Below are 26,604 nucleotides of genomic sequence, written 5' to 3' on the forward strand. Positions count from 1 at the left end.
GACCGTGAAACGACTCCACGCCGATGATAGTGCGGATTCCCGTGTGAAAGTAGGTAATCGTCAGGCTCCCCTGCAAGACCAGAAACCCCACCCCGAAAAGGTGGGGTTTCTGCGTTTACCCGGCAAAAACAGGCGCAGAAAACATCGCCGCCGTCAGACCCTCGAAGCGCTCCGGCTCTTCTGGTCTCACTCCTTCCCGATCCGCAGCGCGTTCGCGTACCGCGTCAGCTCCAGATAAGCACGTCCGACATCAGTAGCGCCGCGCGTCGACATACGCACAGTGGCAGCGACGGCGGAATCACAAGCCGTCTCCCAGATCCATTCAGCCGCTTTATTTCTCTTGTGCCAGAAATCGCTGCGCCAGCCGAACCCAATACGTCGCGCCGATTGGCAATAGCTCGTCGTTGAAGTCATAGCTCGCGTTATGCAGCATGCAAGGCCCGGCACCATGTCCTGAGTCCCGGTGCCCACCGTCGCCGTTACCGAGAAATGCGTAACAGCCCGGCTTCGCCAGCAGCATGAATGAAAAATCCTCGGCGCCCATCGTCGGTTCGACCGCGTCATCGACATTTTCCACGCCGACAATTTCCTTCATGACCGCCGCCGCGAAGCGGGTCTCTTCGCTACTGTTGATGGTCGGCGGGTAGTTTCGATGGAAGTGGATATCGACCGAGCAATCGTAAGCCTCTGCCGTGCTCTGGGCGATCTTGCGCATGCGTGTTTCGATCAGATCGAGCGTTTCGGTGGTAAACGTCCGCACGGTCCCTGCGATCCACGCATCGTCCGGGACGACATTGAGGGCGTCGCCGGCGTGAATCTGGGTGATCGACAATACGGCGGTATCGAGCGGTTTCTTGTTTCGCGTGATGATGCTCTGCAGCCCGCTCGCAATCTGAACCGCGGTGAACACGGGGTCGCGTCCGTTGTGCGGCAGTGCCGCGTGTGAACCCACGCCCTTGATTTCAATGCGAAATTCGTTGCTGGACGCCATGATCGGGCCTTCGGTCACGCCGAAGTGGCCTGACGGCATGCCCGGCCAGTTGTGAATGCCGAAGACCGCATCGACCGGAAACTTCGTGAAAAGGCCATCGTCGATCATTGCCTGTGCGCCGGCGCCGCCTTCTTCTGCTGGCTGAAAGATGAATACGATCGTGCCGTCAAATTCTCCATGCTTGACCAGATGCCGTGCCGCGCCGAGCAGCATCGCGGTATGTCCGTCATGGCCGCACGCGTGCATTTTGCCGTCGTTCTGCGAGCGATGGTCGAAGCTGTTTAGCTCCTGAATCGGCAGCGCGTCCATGTCGGCGCGCAGTCCGATCGAGCGCGATCCGTTACCGCGCTTCAGTACGCCGACTACGCCCGTTTTTCCCAATCCGCGATGAGTTTCGATGCCCCAAGACTCAAGTGTCCGGGCAACCAGATCCGCAGTTGCTGTTTCTTCGTAACGCAGCTCGGGGTGGGCATGAATGGTTCGTCGAAGGGTTTGAATTTCGCCGTGGGCGGCCTGGATTTCTGGGATCAGTTTCATGATGGTGCGCTTGTGCTTTGCTTTGCGTGGAATCGCTCGGGGCCATATTGCCCGGGCACGTTGATAACCGATTCTACGCCGAAGGCGTTTTTGGCGGCACCATACGGGTCAACGGGCAAAGGACGTAATAAAATTCGGGATTGCCCCGCCGCTTAACGCTCTCCTGGACGGATCGCCGATGAATGCTCCGACTGAATTCGCCCGCGCGGTGTGCCCGCACGATTGCCCTGATACCTGCGCGATGCGCGTGACCGTCGAAGGCGGACGGGCGATCAAGGTCGTTGGCGATCCCGATCATCCGCCGACCCAAGGCGCGCTATGTACCAAGGTCAGCCGCTATGCCGAGCGGGTGCACCATCCGCATCGGTTGACGACACCGATGAAGCGCGTCGGCCGCAAAGGCGAAGGCCGTTTTGAGCCGATCAGTTGGGATGAGGCGCTTGAGTTCGCGGCAACGCGCCTGTCGGAGATCGCGAGCCGTGCGCCCGAAGCCATCATGCCCTACAGCTACGCTGGTACGATGGGTCTGGTCCAAGGCGACAGCATTGCGCAACGGTTCTTTCACAAACTCGGCGCATCGCAGTTAGACCGCACGATTTGTGCAGCCGCCGGTGCGGCGGGGTTGAAATACACCTACGGCGCCGGCATTGGCATGCTCACCGAGTTTTTCGGCGAAAGCGAGGTCATCCTGATCTGGGGCTCGAACCCCATCGCTTCGAACCTGCACTTCTGGACACGCGCCCAGGAAGCCAAGCGTCGCGGCGCAAGGCTGATCGCGATCGATCCGTATCGATCGCTGACGGCGGAAAAATGCCACCAGCACATTGCGCTGAAACCCGGAACTGATGGCGCTTTGGCGCTCGGCATGATCAACGTGTTGATCACGGAAAATCTTCTCGATCACGCCTACATCGCGGCTCATACCTTGGGCTTTGCTGAACTGAAGGTCCGCGCGCTCAGTTATCCGCCGTCACGTGCTGCTCAAATCTGCGGTGTCGACGAGCAGGTGATCGTCAATCTTGCGCGCCTTTACGGCAGCACGAAAAAGGCCGCAATCCGGATGAACTATGGCCTGCAGCGGGTGCGTGGCGGCGGTAACGCTGTGCGCGCAATCGCCTGCCTGCCTTCGCTGACGGGTGCATGGCGCGAGCGAGCGGGTGGTGTGTTGCTGTCTTCGGGCGGATGGGCGCCAGTGGACTCGCACGCGTTGCAGCGGCCGGACCTGATGCCGGGCTGGCCCGCCAAGACTTCGCGCGTCATCAATATGAACGCAATCGGCGACGCGTTGCTGCATCCGGGCGATGCCACGTTCGGCCCGAAAGTCGAGGCGATCATCGTCTACAACTCGAATCCGGTGGCGGTCGCGCCGGACTCGGAACGGGTCGCCGCAGGTTTTGCACGCGAAGACCTGTTCACGATCGTCCTCGAGCACTTTCAGACCGACACCGCGGACTACGCCGATCTGCTTTTGCCTGCCACGACGCAGTTGGAGCATCTCGACGTGCACAAGTCGTACGGACACACGCACGTGATGGCCAACTTGCCGGCGATCGCGCCGGTCGGCGATGCACGCCCGAACACGGAAATCTTTCGCGGCCTGGCGCGCCACATGGGCCTGCAGGAACCGGCGCTTTACGAGAGTGACGACGCTATCGCGCAGTCTGCTTTCCGCTGGAACGACAAAACGCTGGAAGGCGTGAACTGGGACTCGCTAAAGAAAACCGGCTGGGCCGCACTGAATCTGCCTGACGCGCCATTCGCAGAGGGCGGCTTTCGCACGCCGTCCGGCAAATGCGAGTTCTTCAGCGAGCGCCTCGCGCTGCAAGGGCTCGATCCGTTGCCCGACTACCTGCCGCCTTACGAATCCGAAGACGGTGCGCCTGAACTCGCCGCTCGTTACCCGCTTGCGATGATCTCGCCGCCTGCCCGTAACTTCCTGAACAGCACCTTCGTGAACATCGAAAGCCTGCGCTCGACAGAAGGCGAGCCGCACCTGGACATCCACCCGGCCGACGCGCAGCAGCGAAACATCGCCGACGGTGACCTGGTGCGCATATTCAACGATCGTGGCGCGATGCAGGCGCGCGCCCGTGTCACCGACAAGACACGTAAAGGGCTCGTGGTCGGCCTGTCAATCTGGTGGAAGAAGCTCGCGCCTGACGGCTGCAACGCCAATCAGGTCACCAGCCAGGCGCTCACCGATCTGGGTGGATCAGCCACGTTCTACGACTGCCTCGTCGAAGTCGAACGCGCCTGAAACACGTTCAAAAATCCCGCTGCAACGGCTCTTAACGGGTTCGAGGTTGCAGTCTAACCTGGCCGCTTTTCACGAATAACACAGGGAAGCCCATGCTACGATGCGTTTTTAGCACGACCATTCGAAAATAAAGGAGGAGACGCTGCATGGACAAAATCTGGCTGAAATCTTATCCACCCGGCGTTCCCGCAGAGATTGACCCGACTCGCTATTCGTCCGTCGCCGAACTGCTCGAAGAAGCCTTCCGCGACCACCGCGCCAAACCGGCGTTTGTCTGCATGGGCAAGGAGATCAGCTACGGCGAGCTCGACGAGCTCTCGCGCAAGCTGGCCGCGTGGTTTCAGTCGAAGGGTCTTGCCCGCGGCGCGCGCATCGCGATCATGATGCCGAACGTGCTGCAATATCCTGTCGCGATTGCGGCGATCTTGCGCGCGGGCTACGTTGTGGTGAATGTGAACCCGCTCTACACCCCGCGGGAGCTCGAGCATCAGCTCAAGGATAGCGGCGCGGAAGCGATCATCCTGCTCGAAAACTTCGCTGTCACGCTGCAGGCGATCGTGCGCAATACGTCGATCAAGCACGTCGTCGTCGCCGCAATGGGCGATCTGATGGGCGTGAAGGGCGCGCTGGTGAACTTTGTCGTGCGGCGCGTGAAGAAAATGGTACCGGCGTGGAGTCTACCGGGCCACGTCAAATTCAACACGGCGATCGCCGAAGGCGGTCGCCAGAGTTTTAAGCCGGTCCAGCAAGGTCCAGACGACGTCGCGTTTCTACAGTACACAGGCGGCACGACCGGCGTGGCCAAGGGCGCGACGCTCCTGCATCGGAACCTGATCGCCAACGTGTTGCAGTCGGAAATCTGGCTCGATCCGGTTCGCGCGAACCGCAAGGACATCGACCAGTTCGTCACGGTTGTTGCCTTGCCGCTTTATCACGTCTTTGCGCTGACGGTCTGCGGGCTGTTGACGATCCGTACTGGCGGCCTCGGCGTGCTGATTCCGAATCCGCGCGATATCCCCGGCATGATCAAGGCGCTCGAAGGCTATCCGATCACGACGATTCCCGCCGTCAACACGCTGTACAACGCGATGTTGAACAGCCCGGACTTCCACAAACTGGATTTTTCGAAGCTGATCGCAGCAAATGGCGGTGGTATGGCAGTGCAGGAAGCTGTCGCCAAGCGCTGGTTCGAGCATACGCACACGCCGATCATCGAGGGCTACGGTCTGTCAGAGACCTCGCCGTGCGTCACCTGCAATCCGGTCACCGTCACGGAATATAGCGGCACGATCGGTTTGCCGCTGCCGTCGACGGAAATCTCGATTCGCGACGACGAAGGCAACGAGGTACCGCTGGGCCAACCGGGGGAAATCTGCATCCGCGGGCCGCAGGTGATGGCGGGCTACTGGAACCGTCCGGACGAAACGGCCAAGGTCATGACGCCGGATGGCTTCTTCAAATCGGGCGATGTCGGCTTGATGAACGAAAATGGCTTCGTCAAGATCGTCGATCGGAAGAAGGACATGATTCTGGTCTCCGGCTTCAACGTCTATCCGAACGAGATTGAGGACGTGGTTGCCAAGCTGCCGGGCGTGTTCGAAGTCGCCGCGGTCGGTGTGCCGGATCAGCATTCAGGCGAAGCGGTGAAGCTGTTTGTCGTGAAGAAGGACCAGGCGCTCACCGATGCGGACATCTTCGCGTATTGCAAACAGCAATTGACGGGCTACAAGCGGCCGAAGATCGTCGAATTCCGTACAGAGTTGCCTAAGAGCAATGTTGGCAAGATTCTGCGTCGCGAATTGCGTGATGGCCGGGCTTAAGCGCAGTAAGCGCATGTAGCCCATCGGCCTGAATAGAGCCGGCACCAAGCAACGCATTGCGGAGAAGAAAGACAAAGGCCCGGCAGACGAAAGTCTGCCGGGCCTTTGTCGTTGAGTCATCGTCTCCACGCAAACCAGCCGACAGTGCACGGCTGTGGCCATAAAAAAAGGCGCCCGAAGGCGCCTTTGAGGCAAACTGCTTTATTACGACTTATTAGAACTTGTGGCGGATACCGATGCGAGCCGTGAACTGGTTCTGGTTCGCCGACGGGGTGATGCTGGCGATGGATGCAGTTGCAGGAGTCAGGCCACCTGCAGTGTTCAGCGTCTCGCCCAAAGCGTGCTGGTACACACCCGTCACGTACACGTCGGTACGCTTGGACAGGAAGTAATCCACGCCAATTGCGCCTTGGTGGTACTGAGCGCGCGATTGACCTTCGATTTCCGCGCCGCGGGTGTAGTCATATGCTGCACCGACCAGCAACGCGGGGGTCAACTGATACTTGAAGTTGATTTCTGCGTTGTTGAATGTAGCCGATTGACCCTTGAACGGCGATGTGTACGTAGCGCCCAGGTTCCCGAAGCGGATATTCGAGTACGTCGCGCCGATCGTTGCTGCGCCGAACGTGTATGCGCCGCCTGCACCAATGACCTGGTACGTGTTAGCCGACGCGAAGCCGGTGTACACGCCCGACGTCACAGCCAAGTTTGCCGCTGTCGGTGCGGAGGGCGTGTTGAACAGGCCGCCCGCATTTGCCGGGGTGCGTGCGTTCAAGTAACCAACGCCGAGAACGAGAGGACCGTTGTTGTAGCCAGCGCCCAACGACCAGATCTGGTTCTGCGAGAAATTGCCGGCTTGACCGCCGAAGCTGTACGTGCCGCCGAACGTCAGGCCGCCGTAGTTTGCGCTCGTGTACTTGACCGTGTTGTTGGTGCGGAACGAGTTGTTGAAGTTGTCGAGGTCGCTCGGGTGAGCTGCGATGGAGCCACCCCATTGATCGCCCGCTTCCAGCGGACCGACATAGTCAACCACGGAGTCGTACTGACGACCCAGCGTAACCGTGCCGAACTGGCTCGTCGACAGACCGACGTAAGCTTGACGACCGAACATCAGGCCGCCTTGATTCAGCTTGCCGGTGTTCACGTCAAAGCCGTTTTCCAACACGAAGATTGCCTTCAGACCGCCGCCCAGATCTTCCGTGCCGCGCAGGCCGAAACGCGAACCTTGCAGAACGCCGCTGGACAGGTTGTACAGATGCCGGCCACCCGACGCCGTCTTGACGTTGGTGGTCATGTTGAAGCCTTCATCAATAATACCGTACAGGGTCACGCTGCTCTGAGCATGAGCGACGCCTGCGAATGCGCCCAGTGCTGCGAGAGCGAGAAGCGACTTTTTCATCGAATGATCTCCAAGGATTACGAATCTTTTGTACAAGGCGAATATTTGTCTAGCGTTGAGGCCTTGCTTGTCCAACTTCGCGAGAAGTTGCACGTAATGTAACAAAAGGCCTACATGGCACAAAGAAAAAGGAGACGGCCGGGACCGGTCCTGTTTCGTTTACGCAACATGGTCTAAAATCTGAAATTGGCCGTCGGAATCGTTTGAATTCAAGGCCTTCGCGACGCCGGGTTTACCCCGCAAAGTCTTGTCGCGGGGACCTGTCGGCGCGGCGGGGCGGTTGTCGAATCAGGGAGTGCTGAATGTTTCTGGACGAGTTGATTAGCGAGTTTGATAGGGGTTTACGCTCAATAACCGGCGTGTCGCGGATGAGTCGTCCATTGCCGATTCCGCAAGAATCGGCGGCGGAGCCTGCCGAGCTCTCCCCGGCGGAACGCGCGCATGCGGCCGGTCTGATGCGTGTGAACCACGTCGGTGAGGTGTGCGCCCAAGCGCTTTATCAGGCTCAAAAACTTGCTACCAGGTCGCCGTCTTTGCGAGCTGTGTTTAATCACGCTGCCACAGAAGAAGAGGATCATCTGGCGTGGACCGCCAAACGCCTCGAGGCGCTCGATTCGCGTCCAAGTCTGTTGAACCCGCTCTGGTATACAGGTGCGCTGACAATCGGCCTCGCGGCAGGCCGCCTGGGTGATCGGGTGAGTCTCGGCTTCATGGCCGAAACCGAGCGCCAGGTCGAGCAGCATCTGGATAGTCATCTGGATCAGTTGCCCGAGGCCGACCGCGAGTCGCGCGCGATCGTCGAACAGATGCGCGTAGATGAAGCGGAGCACGGCAAATCCGCCATGGACGCGGGCGGCGTCGAGCTACCGTTCCCTGCGCGAGCGCTGATGCGAGCGGTATCGAAAGTCATGACACGCACCGCCTACTACATATAAGTTCGAGACCGCTGCTCACGCACCGCCTGAGAGTGGGATGGCGCCTCGCGCGCCGTCCGCTTGAAATACCCGGAACGCCAGCAAACACCTCCCGATCCCGCTTCACGATCTCTTACATTCCGCGCCTTTCCCTCGCACTTTTCACGTATCACCTTCACAAGATTCACTAGCTCATTCATTTATAACGGTTTTCCGTTTTATGTCTGACGTGAAGGAGTCACGCTAAGTCCTTGTTCTAACAAACAAAATTCGCTCGAAAAGCGCGTATCTCCCTTGACCCCTGTTTAGCGTTACTCTAAAGTGGGAGACAGTGTGAGAAAGTGTATTTTTGTGTGATCTCACAGGCGGTTTCGGGTAGATTTTCACGAATCGGACAGCCGGCGAAAAAAACGCCGACCGCAACTAGGTTGCATGGGACCAGAGTAAAGCGCTAAAGCGCTAACTCTGGTCGACACGGGAGAGCGAAGTGTTCCAAGGGGCGTCGGCGCTGACGCTCGATGCGAAAGGGCGGATGTCGATTCCCTCTCGCTATCGGGATGCGCTGCAAACACAGGCAGAGGGCCGGGTGACGATCACCAAGCACCCGGACGGCTGCCTGTTGCTCTTTCCGCGCCCGGAGTGGGAGATCTTCCGCGACAAGGTCGACAAGCTGCCTATGAATGCGGCCTGGTGGAAGCGCATTTTTCTCGGCAATGCCATGGACGTCGATATGGACGGCGCGGGCCGCGTGCTCGTGTCGCCGGAATTGCGCGCGGCCGGCTCGCTGGAAAAGGAAGTGAACCTGCTCGGCATGGGTCGTCACTTTGAATTGTGGGACGCACAAATTTACGCAGCAAAGGAACAGGCAGCGATCGCTGAGGGCATGCCCGAAGCGTTAAAGAATTTCACGTTCTGATCGCGGACTACATATATGGCACCTGCGATGGGAAACGAATTGCAGCATCGCACGGTGCTGCTGGAAGAGGCGGTTGAAGCGCTGGTCACGCGCGCGGACGGCGTTTATGTGGACGGTACGTTTGGGCGCGGCGGTCATAGCCGCCTGGTGCTGGAGAAGCTGGGTGAAGCCGGACGCCTGATCGCGTTCGACAAAGACCCGCTCGCCATTGCCACGGCTCAGCAGATTGCCGATCCGCGCTTTGGCATCGTGCACGAGAGTTTTGCTTCACTGCGTGACGCGATTGCGGAGCGCGGGGTAGGGCGGGTGTCGGGTGTTTTGCTGGATCTGGGTGTGTCGTCGCCGCAAGTCGACGACCCGGAGCGGGGTTTCAGTTTCCGCGCCGACGGCCCGCTCGACATGCGGATGGACCCGACGCGCGGCGAGTCAGCTGCTGACTGGCTGGCGCGGGCCACGGTGCAGGAACTGACGGAGGTGATACGAGATTATGGGGAAGAACGGTTTGCTTTTCAGATTGCAAAGGCGCTTGTTGCTCGCCGGGCAGAGTCCGACCGTCTTGGGCCTCTCGTCAGCACGGGCGAGCTTGCCCAAATCGTGGCTAACGTCGTCAAAACCCGTGAGAAGGGCAAGGATCCGGCAACCCGCACCTTTCAAGCTATACGGATTCACATCAATCAAGAGCTTGCGGAGCTGCAAGTCGTTTTAGAAGCAGCGTTGTCGCTGTTGGAGCAAGGGGGGCGGCTGGTGGTCATCAGCTTTCATTCGCTCGAGGACCGGATCGTCAAACGATTCATGCAGGCGCACGCCAGTACGCCTGCGGTGGATCGCCGTCTGCCGATTCGTGCGGTCGATCTGCCGAGCCCTCCGCTCAAAATCATCGGCCGCGTGTTCGCCAGTGACGCTGAAGTCGCCGCGAATCCGCGCGCCCGTTCTGCCGTGATGCGTGTGGCGGAGCGGATCGCGCCATGAGCCGCCTCAATATCTTCCTGCTGATGATCGTGATGGGCTGCGCTTTGTCTGTCGTCAACGCCACCAATCAGCAGCGTCAGATCTTTATCCAGTTGCAGCGTGCGCAATCGCAGGAGCGTCAGTTGCAGCAGGATTATTCGCAGCTTCAATATCAGCAGAGCGCGTTGTCGAAGACGTCGCGCATCGAGCAGATCGCCACTGATTCCCTGAAGATGCAATCAGTCACGACCGGGCGCACCCAGTACCTGACGCTCGATCCGGGCGCCGCCAAGGCTGAGGACGCACCGATCCCGACTTCCGGCCCGGCGTCGGCGCCGGTCGCGAGCCGTCGCGGAGGCGTGCGATGAAAAAATCGTCGACTCGCAAAAGCGTCGCCTTTTCGGCGAACCCGATCCTGTCGGTGCGCCTGCCCATGTGGCGCTCGAAACTCGTCGTGTTCATGCTGTTCATGGCGTTTGTCGCGCTGACCGCGCGCGCCTTCTGGATTCAGGGGCCGGGCAACGCCTTCTATCAGAAGCAGGGTGAAATCCGCTATCAGCGCCGGCTCGAACTGCCGGCCACGCGCGGCAAGATTCTCGACCGCAACGGCCTCGTGCTCGCCACGAGTCTGCCGGTGCGCGCGATCTGGGCAATTCCCGATTCGGTGCCGGACGACCTCGGGGCCGACAAGCTGAATCAGCTCGGCAAGCTGCTCGGCATGACGAACAAGGAGTTGCGCGCCAAGCTGTCCGAGGACAAGAACTTCGTCTACGTGAAGCGGCAGGTGCCGGTCGACGTCGCCGAGAAAGTCACCGAGCTGGACATCCCCGGCATTTACGCACGCGACGAGTACAAGCGCTTTTATCCGGAAGGCGAGATCACGGCTCACCTGATCGGCTTCACCAATGTGGAAGACGAGGGCCAGGAAGGCGTCGAACTCGGCGATCAGAAGTTGCTGGCCGGCATGTCGGGCAGCCGCCGCGTCATTAAGGACCGCATGGGCCACATCATCGAGGACGTGGACGAACAGGTCGTGCCGCATAACGGCCAGGACGTCGATCTCTCGATCGACAGCAAGATCCAGTACATCGCTTATACGAACCTGAAAGCGGCCGTCGAGAAATTCAAGGCGAAGGCTGGCGCAGCGATGGTGATCGACGTGCGAACCGGCGAAGTGCTCGCACTGGTTAACTACCCGACGTACAACCCGAACGACCGTTCGCACCTCACGGGCGACCAGTTGCGCAACCGCATTCTCACGGATACCTTCGAGCCGGGTTCGATCATGAAGCCGTTCACGGTGTCGCTCGCGCTCGATCTGCACCGCGTGACGCCGACTACACTGGTAGATACGGGGCCGGGCCGCTTTGTGCTCGACGGTGCGCCAATTACCGACGACAGCGCGTTCGGCGTGCTGACAGTAGGCGGCGTGATCCAGAAGTCGAGCAACATCGGCGCGACGAAGATCGCGATGCAGCTCAAGCCCGAAGAGATGTGGAACATGTACACCAGCATCGGTCTCGGCCAGGCGCCGAAGGTCGGCTTCCCGGGCGCGGCGGCGGGCCGTCTGCGTCCGTGGAAGAGCTGGCGCCGCATTGAACAGGCGACCATGTCGTACGGTTACGGCTTGTCGGTGTCGCTGTTCCAGTTGGGTCGTGCTTACACCGCGATCGCGCATGACGGCGAGATCATGCCGGTGTCGATTTTCCGCACGACTGGCGATCAGCCGGCCACGGGGCCGCAAATTTTCGCGCCCACCACCGCTCGCGAAGTGCGCGCGATGCTTGAAACCGTCACGGCGCCTGGCGGCACGTCGCCGGATGCGGCCGTGCCGGGCTATCGCGTCGGCGGCAAGAGCGGCACTGCGTACAAGCATGGTGCTCACGGCTACGACCACTCCAAGTACCGCGCCTCGTTCGTCGGCATGGCGCCGATGCCGAATCCGCGCATCGTCGTCGCCGTGTCGGTCGACGAACCGACGGCGGGCAGCCACTTCGGCGGTCAGGTGTCCGGTCCGGTGTTCTCGTCGATTGTCGGCGACACGCTGCGTTCGCTGAATGTGCCGCCGGATATGCCGGTCAAACAGATGGTCGTGTCGGACGACTCAGCGCCTGCTGCGCCAGGCGCACCGCCCTCGCCCGCAACGGTCAAGAAACTTTCCACCAGCGCCGGCGCGAAGAAAATGACGATTTCCGCCAACGAGAAAAGCCATCCCGGAGTTGTGCGATGAGCGCGCTGCGTAAGAAGCACCCAGCGCACCGGCAAATTGCCGACGCACTCAACTGGCTGCACGCTCGCGTGCAGCCAGGCGCGCATCTGCACGCCGACACGCGCTCGCTTGCAGCGGGCGACGCGTTTTTCGCCTATGCGGTCGACGGCGCGGACAACCGTCCGTTCATCGACGGCGCGATCGAGCGTGGCGCGGCAGCCGTGCTGGTTCAGCCCGAAGGCTTTAGCGGTGCGATCGATTCGTCCACTACACTGGCCGTGCCGGCGTTGAACGAACTCGCCGGTTCGATTGCGAGCGCCTGGTATAACGATCCGAGCGACGGCATGCTGACGGTCGGTATCACCGGCACGAACGGCAAGACCTCCTGCAGCCAATGGATCTCGGCAGCCTTGACCGCGCTCGGCAAGCGTTGTGCGATCATCGGCACGCTCGGCACCGGTCTGCCGGGTCAACTCGTACACACCGGTTTCACGACGCCCGACGCGCCGCAACTGCAACGCAGTCTCGCGCAATTGCGCGATGCCGGCGCTCAAGCAGTCGCGATGGAAGTGTCGTCGCACGCGCTGCATCAAGGCCGCGTGAACGGCACGGCGTTCGACATCGCCGTGTTCACGAATCTCACACAGGACCACCTCGACTATCACGGTACGTTCGAAGCGTACGAAACGGCGAAGGCGCGTCTTTTCGCATGGCCGGAACTGCGCGCCGCGGTGATCAACCGTGACGACGCTGCAGGTCGTCGGCTGCTCGCGAGCACGAAGGGCCATGCTCGCACGGTCGCCTTCGGTCTCGACGAAGCGCTCAAAGACGCGCCGCAAGCCGACGCGTTGCTGCTCGCCTCGAACGTGCGCGCCACCGCGATCGGCACCGCGTTTCACCTGACCACATCCGACTGGGGCAATGCCGACGTCGAAGTGCAAACGCTCGGCGCTTTCAACGTCAGTAATCTGCTCGGCGTACTCGGCGCATTGCTTGCCGCTGATGTGCCTTTTGACGCCGCACTGGCCGAACTGGCGAAGCTCGAACCGGTAAATGGCCGCATGCAGCGTCTCGGCGGCCGTTTGCAGAACGATGAGCCGCTCGTCGTGATCGATTACGCGCACACGCCGGACGCGCTGGAAAAGACCCTGGAAGCACTGCGCCCGATGGCGGCCGCACGCGGCGGCGAACTGATCTGCATGTTCGGTTGCGGCGGCGACCGCGACGCGACCAAGCGTCCGCTGATGGGCGCGATCGCCGAGAAGCTCGCCGACGGCGTCGTCGTGACGAGCGACAACCCGCGCAGCGAAGATCCGCAGTCGATCATCGAGCAGATTGCCGCAGGCATGAAAGACGCGTCGAAGGCCCGTCGCATCGAAGACCGCGCAAGTGCGATCCTGCAATCGATCCGCTGCGCCGCGCGCGAAGATGTCATCGTGCTGGCCGGCAAGGGGCACGAAGCAACACAGGAAATCATGGGTAAGAAACGCGCGTTCTCCGATCAGGACCATGCTCGCCTTGCGCTCGCCGCACGGGCGACGCACGCACGCGGAGGTGGCGAATGACCATGTTCTCGCTGCGTGAAGCCGCTGCGCTGATCCCCGGCGCCACCGTGCTGGGTGACGACAACGTCACGTTCGAACGTGTTTCGACCGATAGCCGCAGTGTCGGTCCGGGCGATCTGTTCGTCGCGATCAAGGGTGAGCGTTTCGATGCGCACGATTTCCTGCCGGAAGTCGCGTCGCGTAACGTCACGGCGGCATTGGTGACGCGCACGCCTCAAGACTGGCACGTGCCCGCTTTGCGCGTAGCCGATACGCGTTTCGCGCTCGGTGCACTTGCGCGCGGCTGGCGGCGCACATTCAGCATGCCGCTCGTCGCCGTGACGGGCAGCAACGGCAAGACGACGGTCAAGGAAATGATCGCATCGATCTTCGCCGCTGCGGTCGGCGCGGACGCACGCCTCGCGACTGCTGGCAACTTCAACAACGATATCGGCTTGCCGCTCACGCTGTTCCGTCTGCACGCCGCGCATCAACTGGCGGTGGTCGAACTCGGCATGAACCATCCGGGCGAGACCTCGCTGCTCGCGAAGATCGCCGAGCCGACGGTATCGGTGGTGAACAACGCACAGCGCGAGCATCAGGAATTCATGGCGACAGTCGAAGCCGTTGCGCTCGAACACGCCAGCGTGATTCACGCGCTCACGCCGGAAGGCGTCGCCGTGTTCCCGGCCGATGATGCCTACGCAAGCATCTGGCGCGTCGCCGCAACCGGCAACCGCATCATCGACTTCGCCTTGAACACCGCCGAGCGCGTGACCGAAGCCGCCGTAACCGGCACGTTCACCGGCAACGTTCTGAGCATCGACACACCGGAAGGCCACGTCGACGTCACGCTGCAAGTGCTCGGCAACCACAACGCGCACAACGCGTTGGCCGCGACTTCCGCCGCGCTCGCTGCAGGCGTGTCGCTCGACGCAATCAAGCGCGGCCTCGAATCGTTCGGCGCCGTGAAAGGCCGTTTGCAGGTGAAGCGCGCCGCGCTCGGCACACTCGCCGGCGCAACGGTGATCGACGACACCTACAACGCGAACCCCGATTCAATGCGCGCGGCGATCGACGTACTCGCGTCGCGCGAATCACCGCGCGTGCTGGTGATGGGCGACATGGGCGAAGTCGGCGACAACGGCCCGGCGTTTCACCGTGAAATCGGTGCCTACGCCAAAGAACGCGGTATCGACGTCCTGTACGCCATGGGCGACGCCTCGCGCGACGCCTGCACCGCGTATGGCACGGGCGCACATCACGTGGCCGATGTCGGCACGCTGGTCGCGCAATTGCAGCAGGCGGGTTTTGGCGCCGCTGCAACGCTTCTCGTGAAAGGCTCGCGCTTCATGCAAATGGAACGCGTGGTGGACGCCGTAACGAGTCCACAACCCAACGCAGCGGGCAATACGCCCGCTGCACATTGAAATAGAAGGACCGAAGCATGCTACTGGCGCTGGCGCAATGGCTGCAGAATGACGCAAGCTTCTTGCGCGTGTTCAGTTATCTGACTTTCCGAGCGGTGATGGCCACCATCACCGCGCTGCTGATCGGGCTCGTCTGTGGCCCGGCGGTGATCCGCAAGCTGACCGCGATGAAGGTCGGTCAGGCCGTTCGTAAAGACGGTCCGCAAACGCACCTCGTCAAATCCGGTACGCCGACGATGGGCGGCGTGTTGATTCTGCTCGGCATCGCCGTGGCAACGTTGCTGTGGGCCGATCTGACCAACCGTTTCATCTGGATCGTGATTCTCGTCACGTTCGGTTTCGGCGTGATCGGCTGGGTCGACGATTACCGCAAGGTGGTCTACAAGGACCCGCGCGGGATGTCGTCGCGTGAAAAGTATTTCTGGCAGTCGGTGATCGGCCTGTTCGCGGCGGTGTATCTCGCGTTCAGCGTGTCCGAAGCGAGCAACGTGCGCGTGTTCGACCTGTTCATGGCGTGGGTGCGCAGCGGCTTGTCGATGGGCTTGCCGGCGCGCGCCGACCTGATGCTGCCGTTCGTTAAATCGATCAGCTATCCGCTCGGCGTATGGGGCTTCATCGTACTGACGTATCTGGTGATCGTCGGCGCGAGTAACGCGGTCAATCTCACCGATGGTCTCGACGGCCTCGTGATCATGCCGGTCGTGCTGGTCGGTGCATCGCTCGGTGTGTTCGCTTATGTGATGGGTAGTTCGGTCTATTCGAAGTACCTGCTGTTTCCGCATATCCCCGGTGCCGGTGAATTGCTGATCTTCTGTTCGGCGATGGGCGGGGCAGGGCTCGCGTTCCTTTGGTTCAACACGCACCCGGCGCAGATGTTCATGGGCGACGTCGGGGCGCTCGCGCTCGGCGGCGCACTTGGCACGGTCGCCGTGATCGTGCGTCAGGAAATTGTGCTCTTCATCATGGGCGGCATTTTCGTCGCGGAGACGCTTTCCGTGATGTTGCAGGTGACGTGGTTCAAGTTCACCAAGCGCCGCTTCGGCGAAGGGCGGCGTCTCTTCAAAATGGCGCCGCTGCATCACCATTTTGAATTGTCGGGTTGGAAGGAAACGCAGGTGGTGGTGCGCTTCTGGATCATCACGTTGATGTTGTGTCTGTTCGGATTGTCCACGCTCAAGTTGCGTTAAGTCGTATTTAGGGGAAGCAGGCGATGTTTGGCGAGAAGTTTCGGGATCGGCAAAAGCCGATGGTGCTCGTGCTGGGACTCGGTGAATCCGGTCTCGCGATGGCGCGCTGGTGCGCGCGGCACGGCTGTCGGCTGCGTGTGGCCGATACGCGCGAAGTGCCGCCGAACCTGTCCGCGCTGGAAGCGCACAGCGTCGATGCCGAGTTCGTCGGCGGCCCGTTCTCGCTCTCGTTGCTCGAAGGCGTCGAACTCGTCGCGATCAGCCCGGGGTTGTCGCCGCTCGCCGCTGACTTGCTGCCGCTCATCACTGCTGCGCGTGAGCGAGACATCCCCGTGTGGGGCGAACTCGAATTCTTCGCGCAAGCATTGAAGACGCTTGGCGAAAGCGGCTATGCGCCAAAGGTGATCGCGATCACCGGCACCAACGGCAAGACCACGACGACGAGCCTCACTGGCCTCTTGTGCGAACGCGCCGGCAAGAAGGTCGCGGTGGCGGGCAACATCAGCCCGGCGGCACTGGACAAGCTCAGCGAAGCGATCGACAACACCGCGTTGCCCGACGTGTGGGTGCTGGAACTGTCGAGCTTCCAGTTGGAAACCGCACACACGTTTACACCGGATGCAGCGGTCGTTTTGAACATCACGCAAGATCACCTGGACTGGCACGGCGGCCTGGATGCGTACGCTGCTGCGAAGGGCCGCATCTTCGGTACACAAACCGTACGCGTGCTGAATCGCGATGACGCCCGCGTGATGGCGCTTGCGCCTTCGGACGGCGACGTTGCGATGGTCACGTTCGGCGTGACCGAGCCGAAGAACGACGGCGACTATGGTCTGCTGCGCGACAACGGCATGATCTGGCTGGTCGAAGCGCACGATCGCGACGTCAGCGACGAACCCGCGCCGACGCGCCGTCGCAAGAACGAAGTGGCGGCACCGAAGAACATCGCGCTCAAACGCCTGATGCCTGCGGATGCATTGCGTATCCGCGGCCTGCACAACGCCGCCAACGCATTGGCTGCGTACGCATTGGCGCGCGCGATCGGTCTGCCTGGCGCACCGCTCCTGCACGGTCTGCGCGAATATCGTGGCGAGCCGCATCGGGTTGAATTGATCGCATCGATCGAAGGCGTCGATTACGTCGACGACAGCAAGGGCACCAATGTCGGCGCGACGGTTGCCGCGCTCGACGGTCTCGCACAGCGCGCGGTCCTGATCGCCGGTGGCGACGGCAAGGGCCAGGATTTCGAGCCGCTCGCCGAGCCGGTGATGCGCTGGTGCCGCGCCGTGATGCTGATCGGCCGCGACGCACCGCAGATCCGCGCCGCGCTGGAAGACACCGGCATCGCAATGACCGACCACGCGACGCTCGAAGACGCGACGCGGGCCGCCACCGCATTGGCGCAACCCGGGGACGCCGTGTTGCTGTCGCCGGCTTGCGCGAGCTTTGACATGTTCAAGGGTTACGCCCATCGCGCGGCGGTGTTCCGCAGCACGGTGGAAGACATCGCGGCTGAACGGGGGACGATGATATGAGCTGGTCGGAACGTTTCGGTTCGCGCCTGGCCGGCTCCCGTGCCGGCAATGGCGATACGGGTAGCACGGGCCGCACCTCCGGCCGCACCGGCGGCAGTGGTCTCGCGAGCGCCGTGAACGGCGTGCGTCCGCTGCGCTCGCGGATGCTCGACTACGATCACTCGCTGCTGTGGGTGGTCGTCGCGTTGCTCGGGCTCGGCGTCGTGATGGTGTATTCGGCGTCGATCGCGATGCCCGATTCGCCGAAGTACGCGTCGTACCGCGACTATGCCTTCCTCGTGCGCCAGATCATTTTCGTGGTGATGGGCTCGGTGATCGGCGTCGTGTCGTTCCGCATTCCGATCTCGACGTGGGATAAGTACGCGCCGAAGCTGTTCCTGATTTCGCTGGCCGCGCTGGTGATCGTGCTGATCCCGCACGTCGGTAAGGGCGTGAACGGCGCGCGTCGCTGGATTCCGCTCGGCATCACGAACATGCAGCCGTCGGAAATCATGAAGCTGGCCGTGACGATTTACGCGGCGAACTATACGGTGCGTAAGCAGGAATACATGCACAGCTTCGCCAAGGGCTTTCTGCCGATGGCAGTTGCAGTGGGTCTCGTCGGCGCGTTGCTGCTGCTTGAGCCGGACATGGGCGCGTTCATGGTGATCGCTGCGATCGCGATGGGCGTGTTGTTCCTCGGCGGCGTGAACGGCAAGCTGTTCGGCGGCCTCGTGGCGACTGCGGTCGGTACGTTCAGCTTGCTGGTATGGGCATCACCGTGGCGTCGTGAGCGGATCTTTGCTTACCTCGATCCGTGGGACGACCGTTACGCGCAAGGCAAGGCTTATCAATTGACGCACTCGTTGATCGCGTTCGGGCGTGGCGAATGGTTTGGCGTGGGTTTGGGCGGCAGTGTCGAGAAGCTCAACTACCTGCCGGAAGCACATACCGACTTCATCCTCGCGGTGATCGGCGAGGAACTGGGTTTTGTCGGAGTGCTCGTCGTGATCCTGATGTTTTACTGGATCGTGCGCCGTTCGTTCGAGATCGGCCGTCAGGCGCTCGCACTTGACCGGACGTTTGCCGGGTTAGTCGCGAAGGGCGTTGGCATCTGGTTCGGCGCGCAGACTTTTATCAACATGGGCGTGAATCTCGGCCTGCTGCCGACCAAAGGTCTGACGTTGCCGCTCGTCAGCTACGGCGGCTCGGGCATCGTGCTGAACTGCGTGGCAGTGGCCGTATTGATGCGTGTGGACTACGAGAACCGGGTGCTCATGCGCGGAGGGAAGGTATGACGGCTCTCCCGCAACGCACGCTGATGGTGATGGCCGGTGGCACCGGGGGACACGTGTTCCCGGGGCTCGCGGTCGCGCATCTGATGCAGGCGTGGGGCTGGAAGGTCGTATGGCTCGGCAATCCGGCGGGCATGGAAGCCACGCTGGTGCCGAAACACGGCATCCCGATGGAATACGTGCGCTTCGGCGGGCTGCGCGGCAAGGGCCTGAAGACCAAGCTGATGCTGCCGCTGAATCTGCTGCGCGCTTGTTCGCAGAGTTTGAGTGTGCTGCGTCGCGTGAAGCCGGATGTCGTGCTCGGCATGGGCGGTTACATCACGTTCCCGGCGGGTTTGATGACCGCATTGAGCGGCCGTCCGCTGGTGTTGCATGAACAGAATTCGATTGCGGGTCTCGCCAACAAGGTGCTCGCGAAAGTCGCGAAACGCGTGCTGGTTGCATTTCCGAATGCATTGCCGCACGGCGAATGGACCGGAAACCCGATTCGTGCGGAACTTGCGGGCGCAATTGCACCCAAAGCACGCTACGCAGCGCGCAGCGGTCCGTTGAATGTACTGGTGGTGGGCGGCAGTCTGGGCGCGGCGGCGTTGAATGAAGTGGTGCCGCGCGCGGTTGCGCTGCTGGCGCCGAATGAACGTCCGCGCATCGTGCATCAGGCGGGCGCGAAGCATATTGAAGCACTGCGCGAGAACTATGCGGCAGCGGGCCTGCAGGCCGGTGCCGATGTGGAACTCGTGCCTTTCATCGACGACATGACAAGCGCGTACTCGAATGCGGATCTGGTGATCTGCCGTTCGGGTGCGATGACCGTGTCGGAGATTTCAGCAGTAGGCGTGGCGGCATTCTTCGTGCCGTTCCCGTTTGCAGTAGACGATCACCAAACCACTAATGCAGCGTTCCTCGCCGACAACGGCGCGGCGCTGGTCGTGCAGCAACGCGATCTGTCGGCGGAAATGCTCGCCGACTGGTTGCGCAGCCAGACGCGAGAAACCCTCGCAGAGATGGCAGAGCGTTCGCGCTCGCTCGCGAAACCCGACGCCACGGAACAGGTCGCACAGATTTGCGCGACTGTGGCGGGTTCGATTTCGGGCGCGAGCCCAGAAGGAAAGCAATGAAACACATCGTCAAACATATTCACTTTGTCGGCATCGGCGGTGTCGGCATGAGCGGCATCGCGGAGGTGCTGGTCAACCTCGGCTATCAGGTGAGCGGCTCGGATTTGTCGAGCAACGCGATCACCGATCGCCTCGCCGCACTCGGCGCACGCATCGCGATCGGCCATGCGGCGGAGAACATCGAAGGCGCGAACGCTGTGGTTGTTTCCACAGCAGTGCGCAGCGACAACCCGGAAGTGCTGGCCGCGCGTCATCGCCGCATTCCGATCGTGCCGCGCGCGGTGATGCTCGCGGAACTGATGCGCCTGAAGCAGGGCATCGCGATTGCCGGCACGCACGGCAAGACCACGACGACTTCGCTGGTGGCGAGCGTGCTGGCGGCGGGCGGGCTCGATCCGACGTTCGTGATTGGCGGTCGCCTGATCAGCGCGGGCGCGAATGCGCGTCTGGGTACGGGTGATTTCATCGTCGCCGAAGCGGACGAGTCGGATGCGTCGTTCCTGAATCTGTTCCCGGTGATCGAAGTCATCACGAACATCGACGCCGATCACATGGACACCTACGGCCACGACTTCGCGCGGCTCAAGCAGGCGTTCATCGAATTCACGCACCGCCTGCCGTTCTATGGCATCGCGGTGCTGTGCGTCGACGATCCGAACGTGAAGGAGATCCTGCCGTTCGTGTCGAAGCCGATCATCCGTTACGGCTTTGCGCCGGACGCACAGGTGCGCGCGGTCAACGTCGAAGCGCACGGCGGCAAGATGCATTTCACGGCAATGCGCGAAGACGCGGCGCCGATCGACATCGTCTTGAACCTGCCGGGCGAGCACAACGTGCAGAACGCTTTGGCCGCAATTGCAATTGCGACTGAACTTGAAGTGAAAGATGCCGATATCCAGCGAGCGCTGGCGGATTTCAACGGCGTGGGCCGACGCTTCCAGCGCTACGGCGAAGTGCCGGTCGTATCGGAAGGCAATCCGGCCGGCGCATACACGCTGGTCGACGATTACGGCCATCACCCGGTCGAAATGGCGGCAACGGTTGCGGCGGCGCGTGGCGCGTTTCCGGGGCGGCGTCTGGTGCTGGCCTTCCAGCCGCACCGCTTCACGCGTACGCGCGATTGCTTCGAAGATTTTGTGAAGGTGCTGTCGACCGTCGACGCGCTCGTGCTGACCGAAGTTTATTCGGCCGGCGAAGCGCCGATCGTCGCCGCGGATGGCCGCGCTCTCGCGCGCGCGTTGCGCGTGGCGGGCAAGGTCGAACCGGTGTTTGTCGATACGGTTGATGAAGTGCCGGACGCGCTCTCAGCAGTGGTGCGCGACGGCGATGTGGTGATCACGATGGGCGCGGGTTCGATCGGCGGTGTGCCGGGTCGCCTGGCGCAAGAAACGAAGGTGTGAGTGAAATGAGCAGCATCGACCCTAAACAGTTCGGCAAAGTAGCAGTGCTGCTCGGTGGGGATTCCGCCGAGCGCGAGGTGTCGCTCAATTCCGGCCGCCTCGTGCTGCAAGGTCTGCGCGACGCCGGTATCGACGCCCATCCGTTCGATCCGGCCGAGCGTCCGCTCGCCGCATTGAAGGACGAAGGCTTCGTGCGCGCGTTCAACGCGTTGCACGGCGGTTATGGCGAAAACGGCCAGATTCAGGGTGCGCTGGATTTTTACGGCATCCGTTACACCGGTAGCGGTGTGCTCGGCTCGGCGCTGGGTCTGGACAAGTTCCGCACCAAGCTCGTGTGGCAGCAACTCGGCATTCCGACGCCGCCATTCGAGGCCGTGCTGCGCGGCGACGACTACGAAGCACGCGCAAAAGACATCGTCGCGAAGCTTGGCTTGCCGCTGTTCGTGAAGCCGGCCAGCGAAGGCTCAAGCGTCGCGGTGATCAAGGTGAAAAGCGCCGACGCATTGCCGGCAGCGCTGCTTGAAGCGGTCAAGTACGACAAGATCGTCGTGGTGGAAAAGAGCATCGAGGGCGGCGGCGAATTTACGGCCTGTATCGCCGGCGATCTGGATCTGCCGGTGATCCGCATCGTGCCGGCCGGCGAGTTTTACGACTACCACGCGAAGTACATCGCGAACGACACGCAGTATCTGATTCCGTGCGGTCTGGCGGCTGACGAAGAGTCGCGCCTGAAAGTGCTGGCGCGCCGCGCGTTCGACGTACTTGGCTGCACCGATTGGGGTCGTGCCGATTTCATGCTCGACGCAGATGGCAACCCGTACCTCCTCGAAGTGAACACGGCGCCTGGGATGACCGATCACTCGCTGCCGCCGAAAGCGGCGCGTGCGGTGGGCATCAGCTATCAGGAACTGGTGGTCGGCGTGTTGGCGCTGACGCTCAAGGATTAACAAAGGACTAACCGGGGCAACCCGAAAGCAACTCCATGTGGAACAACGTTCGCCAGCTCAATCTCGCCGCCAACGCATTGCATGCGTTGCTGGTGCTCGTGCTGCTGGCGGCAGGCGGTTACTGGCTCATCCAGCGTCCGAATTTCGCGTTACGCGAAATCCAGATCGACGGCGACACCGAGCACATCAATTCGCCGACGGTGCGCGCGGGTGTAGTAGGGCGCTTGAAAGGCAACTTTTTTACGGTGGATCTCGACGTCGCGCGCCAGGCGTTCGAGCAGATGCCATGGGTGCGCCACGCGAGTGTGCGGAGGGTTTGGCCGAACGCACTGGCTGTCACGCTTGAAGAGTACAAACCGCTAGGAACGTGGGGCAGCGATCAACTGGTAAGCGTGGACGGCGAACTGTTCACCGCGAACCAGGGCGAGCTCGAAGAAGAGCTGCCCGCGTTCGACGGACCGGACGGTACGGCCAAGGAAGTCGTCGCGCGTTATAGCGACTTCAAGAAGTGGTTTGCGCCGTTGGGCGCGACGCCCGAAGAAGTCACGCTGTCGCCGCGTTACGCGTGGACGGTGAAGCTGTCGAACGGCATGCAGGTGGAACTTGGACGCGAACGCAATCAGGACACATTGCTCGATCGGAGCAGGCGCCTGACCGCGGCGTGGAACGCGGTGACGCAACGTTGGGGAAAGGATATCGAGTATGCGGACTTGCGCTATCCGAACGGTTTCGCGATTCGTGCCGCTGGCATGCGCTTCATCAGCGAACCCGACAAGGGCAAGAAGTAAACGGACATCACACGCAATGAGCACGCTATGAGTAAAGACTATAAAGATCTGCTGGTCGCCCTCGACATTGGGACGTCGAAGGTAGTGGCTATCGTCGCCGAGTTGAAGGGCGAGGGCCACTACGAGGTGATCGGCCTCGGCCAGAGCGAATCGAAGGGGCTCAAGAAGGGCGTGGTGGTGAACATCGAAGCCACCGTGCAGTCCATTCAGCGCGCGCTCGAGGAAGCCGAGCTGATGGCCGATTGCAAGATCACGAACGTATTTACCGGGATCGCCGGCAGCCATATCCGCAGCTTCAATTCGAGCGGCATGGTGGCGATCAAGGAAAAGGAAGTCACGCAGACAGACGTCGCGCGCGTGATCGAGACGGCGAAGGCGATCAACATCCCGACCGATCAGCAGGTGCTGCATATCCTGACGCAGGAATTCATCATCGACGGTCAGGAAGATGTGCGCGAGCCGATCGGCATGAGCGGCATCCGCCTGGAAGTGAAGGTGCATATCGTCACCGGTGCGGTGAGCGCGGCGCAGAACATCGTGAAGTGCGTGCGCCGTTGCGGGCTCGAAGTGAACGATCTGATCCTGCAGCCGCTGGCTTCGTCGCTCGCGGTACTGACGGAAGACGAAAAAGAACTCGGCGTGGTGCTGGTCGATATCGGCGGCGGCACGACTGATATTGCGATTTTCAGCGAAGGCGCGATTCGTCACACGGCGGTGATTCCGATCGCCGGCGACCAGATCACCAGCGACATCGCGATGGCGCTGCGCACGCCGACGCCGGACGCGGAAGACATCAAGGTCGACTACGGCATTGCAAAGCAAGCCTTGGCCGATCCGGACGAAATGATCGAAGTGCCGGGTCTCGGCGAGCGCGGTCCGCGCACGCTGTCGCGTCAGGCATTGGCGGCGGTGGTCGAGCCGCGGGTCGAAGAACTGTTTTCGCTCGTGCAGCAGGTGGTGCGCGAGTCGGGTTACGAGGAACTGCTTAGCTCCGGCGTGGTGCTGACCGGCGGCGCGTCGATGATGCTCGGCATGGTCGAACTCGGCGAGGACATTTTCCTGAAGCCGGTGCGAATTGGCGTGCCGGAATACGCGGGCGGTCTCGCTGACGTCGTGCGTAACCCGCGTTATTCGACGGCGATGGGTCTGCTCTTCGAAGGACGCTCGCAACGGATGCGCGGCCGCAAGGTCGCTGTGCAGTCGGGGTCGATGGGTCAGGTCTTCACGCGAATGAAAGACTGGTTCCTCGGCAACTTCTAACGAATTCGCTTTTCGAACGGTTTTACGTAAATACGCGCTGGTGCCGGCGGCTGGCGCGCGACAGGAGGTTGCCCGATCTCCTGCCGAATAACGGCCGAAGTGGCTGCAATTTTTTATCTTGACGGAGGCAACATGGAATTCCAGATGCTGGAAACCGAAACGAACGGCACCATCATCAAGGTGATCGGAGTAGGTGGCGCTGGCGGCAATGCCGTTCAGCACATGATCAACAAAGGCGTGCAAGGCGTCGACTTCATCGTGATGAACACGGACGCGCAGGCTCTGTCGCGTTCGCGCGCTTCCGCGGTGATCCAGCTCGGTAACACGGGTCTGGGCGCTGGCGCCAAGCCGGAAATGGGCCGCGCCGCAGCAGAAGAAGCACGTGAGCGCATCGCCGACGCACTGCGTGGCGCGCACATGGTGTTCATCACCGCCGGTATGGGCGGCGGCACGGGCACGGGCGCAGCACCGGTGGTCGCGCAGATCGCCAAGGAAATGGGTATCTTGACTGTTGGCGTGGTCAGCAAGCCGTTCGAATTCGAAGGCGGCAAGCGCATGCGCGTGGCAGAAGCTGGTTCGCAGCAACTGGAGGATCACGTCGACTCGCTGATCGTCGTTCTGAACGACAAGCTGTTCGAGGTGATGGGCGATGACGCCGAGATGGACAAGTGCTTCCAGTGCGCAGACGACGTTCTCAACAACGCAGTTGCCGGTATCGCGGAAATCATCAATGTCGACGGTCTGGTGAACGTCGACTTCGAAGACGTGAAGACGGTGATGGGCGAGCAGGGCAAGGCGATGATGGGCACGGCGACGGTTGCCGGCGTCGATCGCGCGCGTCTGGCTGCCGAGCAGGCTGTGGCCAGCCCGCTGCTGGAAGGGGTGGATCTGTCGGGCGCGCGTGGCGTGCTGGTCAACATCACGTCGAGCCGTTCGCTGCGTCTGTCGGAAACGCGCGAAGTGATGAACACCATCAAGAGCTATGCTGCTGAAGACGCAACCGTGATTTTCGGCGCGGTGTACGACGATGCAATGGGCGACGCGCTGCGCGTGACGGTCGTGGCAACGGGTCTGGGCCGTGCGGCGAAGAAGCAGCAATCGGCACCGATGACGCTGCTGCGCACCGGCACGGACAATCAGCCGATCAGCGCGCACGCTGCTTACGCACCGTCGCAGTCGCACGCAAGCACGGCGGATTACGGCGCGCTGGATACGCCGGCTGTGTGGCGCACGTCGCGCGATACGGCGGCTTCGCACGTGCAGGCGCTGCAGGAAAAGGGCGTCGACACGTACGACATTCCGGCATTCCTGCGCAAGCAGGCGGACTGAGCGCACGAGCAGGCTTTCGTTGCGGTGCTGCTTGCGTAGCGCCGGCGGACGAATGCACGAGCGTGGCGGGTGAACGGCGAACAAGCCGCGTATCGTCTGATTCGCGGCAAGGACAAGTGCCCTCTTCGGATTCGCGAAGCGGACGGGGCAACTGTCGCCGCATGGCGGAGCCTTTGTTGGGCAACCGCTGAATTCACTGCGACACGACGACGTGCGAACGTACTTCGCATCGATGCAAGGGACTGAGCATGATTCAAGCAGGTGAAAAGCTGCCCGACGCGACGCTCTTCGAGTTCGTCGAAGACACGCGGGCGGGTTGCACGCTGGGGCCTAACAGCTTCGACGTGCGCGAGCAGACGGCGGGTAAGCGCGTGGTGATCTTCGGGTTGCCCGGTGCGTTCACGCCGACTTGTTCAGCCAAACATGTGCCGGGTTACGTCGAGCACGCCGAGCAGTTGCGCGCGCTTGGCATCGACGAGATCTGGTGCGTGTCCGTCAACGACGCGTTCGTAATGGGCGCGTGGGGACGCGATCAGCACGCCTCGGGCAAGGTGCGCATGATGGCGGATGGCAGTGCGGCTTTCACGCGGGCGCTCGGTCTTGAGCAGGATTTGTCGGCGCGCGGCATGGGAATCCGTTCCCAGCGCTACGCGATGGTTGTCGACGACGGCGTGGTCAAGACGTTGAACGTCGAGGCTGCCGGCAAATTCGAAGTCAGCGATGCAGGGAGTATCCTCGCTACGTTGAGCTAGGCACGATTGCGTTCGATGCCTTTGCCTCGAGCCTGCGCGGTTACCGCGT

General features: G+C 61.8%; 22 protein-coding genes. 20 read left to right on the top strand and 2 right to left on the bottom strand.

Translation table 11 applies throughout. The features are described from left to right. The coding region (locus tag P3T25_RS30205; protein WP_429360532.1) for a hypothetical protein at positions 1–238 on the top strand (238 nt) is incomplete at its 5' end. 93 nt (positions 239–331) lie between these two features. Here the strand turns inward: P3T25_RS30205 and P3T25_RS30210 are convergent. Continuing rightward, complete coding sequence (locus P3T25_RS30210) at positions 332–1,528, bottom strand: M20 aminoacylase family protein (protein WP_429360534.1); 1,197 nt, start codon at positions 1,526–1,528, stop codon at positions 332–334. Positions 1,529–1,706: 178 nt separating this feature from the next. Here P3T25_RS30210 and P3T25_RS30215 point away from each other — a divergent pair, with 178 nt between their 5' ends. After that, on the top strand, positions 1,707–3,785 hold the full coding sequence (locus P3T25_RS30215; RefSeq protein WP_154558163.1) for a molybdopterin-containing oxidoreductase family protein: 2,079 nt from the start codon (positions 1,707–1,709) through the stop codon (positions 3,783–3,785). A 146-nt stretch (positions 3,786–3,931) separates the two neighbouring features. Continuing rightward, the gene (locus tag P3T25_RS30220) at positions 3,932–5,605 is read left to right on the top strand and encodes a long-chain fatty acid--CoA ligase (protein ID WP_429360537.1); all 1,674 of its coding nucleotides are present in this window, start codon (positions 3,932–3,934) and stop codon (positions 5,603–5,605) included. 214 nt (positions 5,606–5,819) lie between these two features. Here the strand turns inward: P3T25_RS30220 and P3T25_RS30225 are convergent, their stop codons facing one another. Continuing rightward, the gene (locus P3T25_RS30225; RefSeq protein ID WP_429360539.1) at positions 5,820–7,004 is read right to left on the bottom strand and encodes a porin; all 1,185 of its coding nucleotides are present in this window, start codon (positions 7,002–7,004) and stop codon (positions 5,820–5,822) included. 302 nt (positions 7,005–7,306) lie between these two features. Between P3T25_RS30225 and coq7 the strand changes: the two genes are divergently transcribed. The 17 genes from coq7 (at position 7,307) to P3T25_RS30310 (ending at position 26,555) form a co-directional block, all read left to right on the top strand. Then, complete coding sequence (coq7, locus tag P3T25_RS30230) at positions 7,307–7,939, top strand: 2-polyprenyl-3-methyl-6-methoxy-1,4-benzoquinone monooxygenase (protein ID WP_429360541.1); 633 nt, start codon at positions 7,307–7,309, stop codon at positions 7,937–7,939. Positions 7,940–8,405: 466 nt separating this feature from the next. Continuing rightward, entirely contained in the window at positions 8,406–8,834 is a 429-nt protein-coding gene (gene mraZ / locus P3T25_RS30235; RefSeq protein ID WP_025647927.1) for a division/cell wall cluster transcriptional repressor MraZ, read from the top strand. Positions 8,835–8,849: 15 nt separating this feature from the next. Next, the gene (gene rsmH / locus P3T25_RS30240) at positions 8,850–9,803 is read left to right on the top strand and encodes a 16S rRNA (cytosine(1402)-N(4))-methyltransferase RsmH (protein ID WP_154558159.1); all 954 of its coding nucleotides are present in this window, start codon (positions 8,850–8,852) and stop codon (positions 9,801–9,803) included. Beyond that, complete coding sequence (gene ftsL / locus P3T25_RS30245) at positions 9,800–10,150, top strand: cell division protein FtsL (RefSeq protein WP_115781101.1); 351 nt, start codon at positions 9,800–9,802, stop codon at positions 10,148–10,150. Before rsmH ends, ftsL begins: the two co-directional genes overlap by 4 nt. Further along, entirely contained in the window at positions 10,147–12,012 is a 1,866-nt protein-coding gene (locus P3T25_RS30250; protein WP_429360544.1) for a peptidoglycan D,D-transpeptidase FtsI family protein, read from the top strand. The genes ftsL and P3T25_RS30250 overlap by 4 nt, the downstream gene beginning before the upstream one ends. Further along, positions 12,009–13,556 (top strand): UDP-N-acetylmuramoyl-L-alanyl-D-glutamate--2,6-diaminopimelate ligase, encoded by a 1,548-nt coding sequence (locus P3T25_RS30255; RefSeq protein WP_154558157.1) that lies wholly within the window; start codon positions 12,009–12,011, stop codon positions 13,554–13,556. Before P3T25_RS30250 ends, P3T25_RS30255 begins: the two co-directional genes overlap by 4 nt. Next, positions 13,553–14,965, top strand: coding sequence for a UDP-N-acetylmuramoyl-tripeptide--D-alanyl-D-alanine ligase (locus P3T25_RS30260; RefSeq protein WP_171926750.1), 1,413 nt, complete (start codon positions 13,553–13,555; stop codon positions 14,963–14,965). The genes P3T25_RS30255 and P3T25_RS30260 overlap by 4 nt, the downstream gene beginning before the upstream one ends. A gap of 17 nt (positions 14,966–14,982) precedes the next feature. After that, entirely contained in the window at positions 14,983–16,152 is a 1,170-nt protein-coding gene (mraY, locus tag P3T25_RS30265) for a phospho-N-acetylmuramoyl-pentapeptide-transferase (protein WP_154558156.1), read from the top strand. A gap of 23 nt (positions 16,153–16,175) precedes the next feature. Continuing rightward, positions 16,176–17,687: a UDP-N-acetylmuramoyl-L-alanine--D-glutamate ligase gene (gene murD, locus P3T25_RS30270; protein WP_171926749.1), complete on the top strand. Its 1,512-nt coding sequence runs from the start codon at positions 16,176–16,178 to the stop codon at positions 17,685–17,687. After that, entirely contained in the window at positions 17,684–18,964 is a 1,281-nt protein-coding gene (ftsW, locus tag P3T25_RS30275) for a putative lipid II flippase FtsW (protein WP_154558154.1), read from the top strand. The genes murD and ftsW overlap by 4 nt, the downstream gene beginning before the upstream one ends. Then, positions 18,961–20,079: an undecaprenyldiphospho-muramoylpentapeptide beta-N-acetylglucosaminyltransferase gene (murG, locus tag P3T25_RS30280; protein ID WP_429360548.1), complete on the top strand. Its 1,119-nt coding sequence runs from the start codon at positions 18,961–18,963 to the stop codon at positions 20,077–20,079. The genes ftsW and murG overlap by 4 nt, the downstream gene beginning before the upstream one ends. Beyond that, a complete protein-coding gene (murC, locus tag P3T25_RS30285) occupies positions 20,076–21,479 on the top strand; it encodes a UDP-N-acetylmuramate--L-alanine ligase (protein WP_154558152.1) in 1,404 nt (467 codons plus the stop codon). The genes murG and murC overlap by 4 nt, the downstream gene beginning before the upstream one ends. Before the next feature lie 5 nt (positions 21,480–21,484). Next, positions 21,485–22,426: a D-alanine--D-alanine ligase gene (locus P3T25_RS30290; RefSeq protein ID WP_429360550.1), complete on the top strand. Its 942-nt coding sequence runs from the start codon at positions 21,485–21,487 to the stop codon at positions 22,424–22,426. Positions 22,427–22,461: 35 nt separating this feature from the next. Further along, the gene (locus P3T25_RS30295; protein WP_154558151.1) at positions 22,462–23,214 is read left to right on the top strand and encodes a cell division protein FtsQ/DivIB; all 753 of its coding nucleotides are present in this window, start codon (positions 22,462–22,464) and stop codon (positions 23,212–23,214) included. 27 nt (positions 23,215–23,241) lie between these two features. After that, positions 23,242–24,474, top strand: a complete 1,233-nt coding sequence (ftsA, locus tag P3T25_RS30300; RefSeq protein WP_074282118.1) for a cell division protein FtsA — start codon at positions 23,242–23,244, stop codon at positions 24,472–24,474. A 132-nt stretch (positions 24,475–24,606) separates the two neighbouring features. Next, positions 24,607–25,803: a cell division protein FtsZ gene (ftsZ, locus tag P3T25_RS30305; RefSeq protein ID WP_054040778.1), complete on the top strand. Its 1,197-nt coding sequence runs from the start codon at positions 24,607–24,609 to the stop codon at positions 25,801–25,803. 248 nt (positions 25,804–26,051) lie between these two features. Next, the gene (locus tag P3T25_RS30310) at positions 26,052–26,555 is read left to right on the top strand and encodes a peroxiredoxin (RefSeq protein ID WP_171926746.1); all 504 of its coding nucleotides are present in this window, start codon (positions 26,052–26,054) and stop codon (positions 26,553–26,555) included. The last annotated feature ends 49 nt before the right edge of the window (positions 26,556–26,604 follow it).

It is taken from the genome of Paraburkholderia sp. GAS32 (assembly GCF_050434225.1).
GTDB classification, from domain to species: Bacteria; Pseudomonadota; Gammaproteobacteria; order Burkholderiales; family Burkholderiaceae; genus Paraburkholderia; species Paraburkholderia madseniana.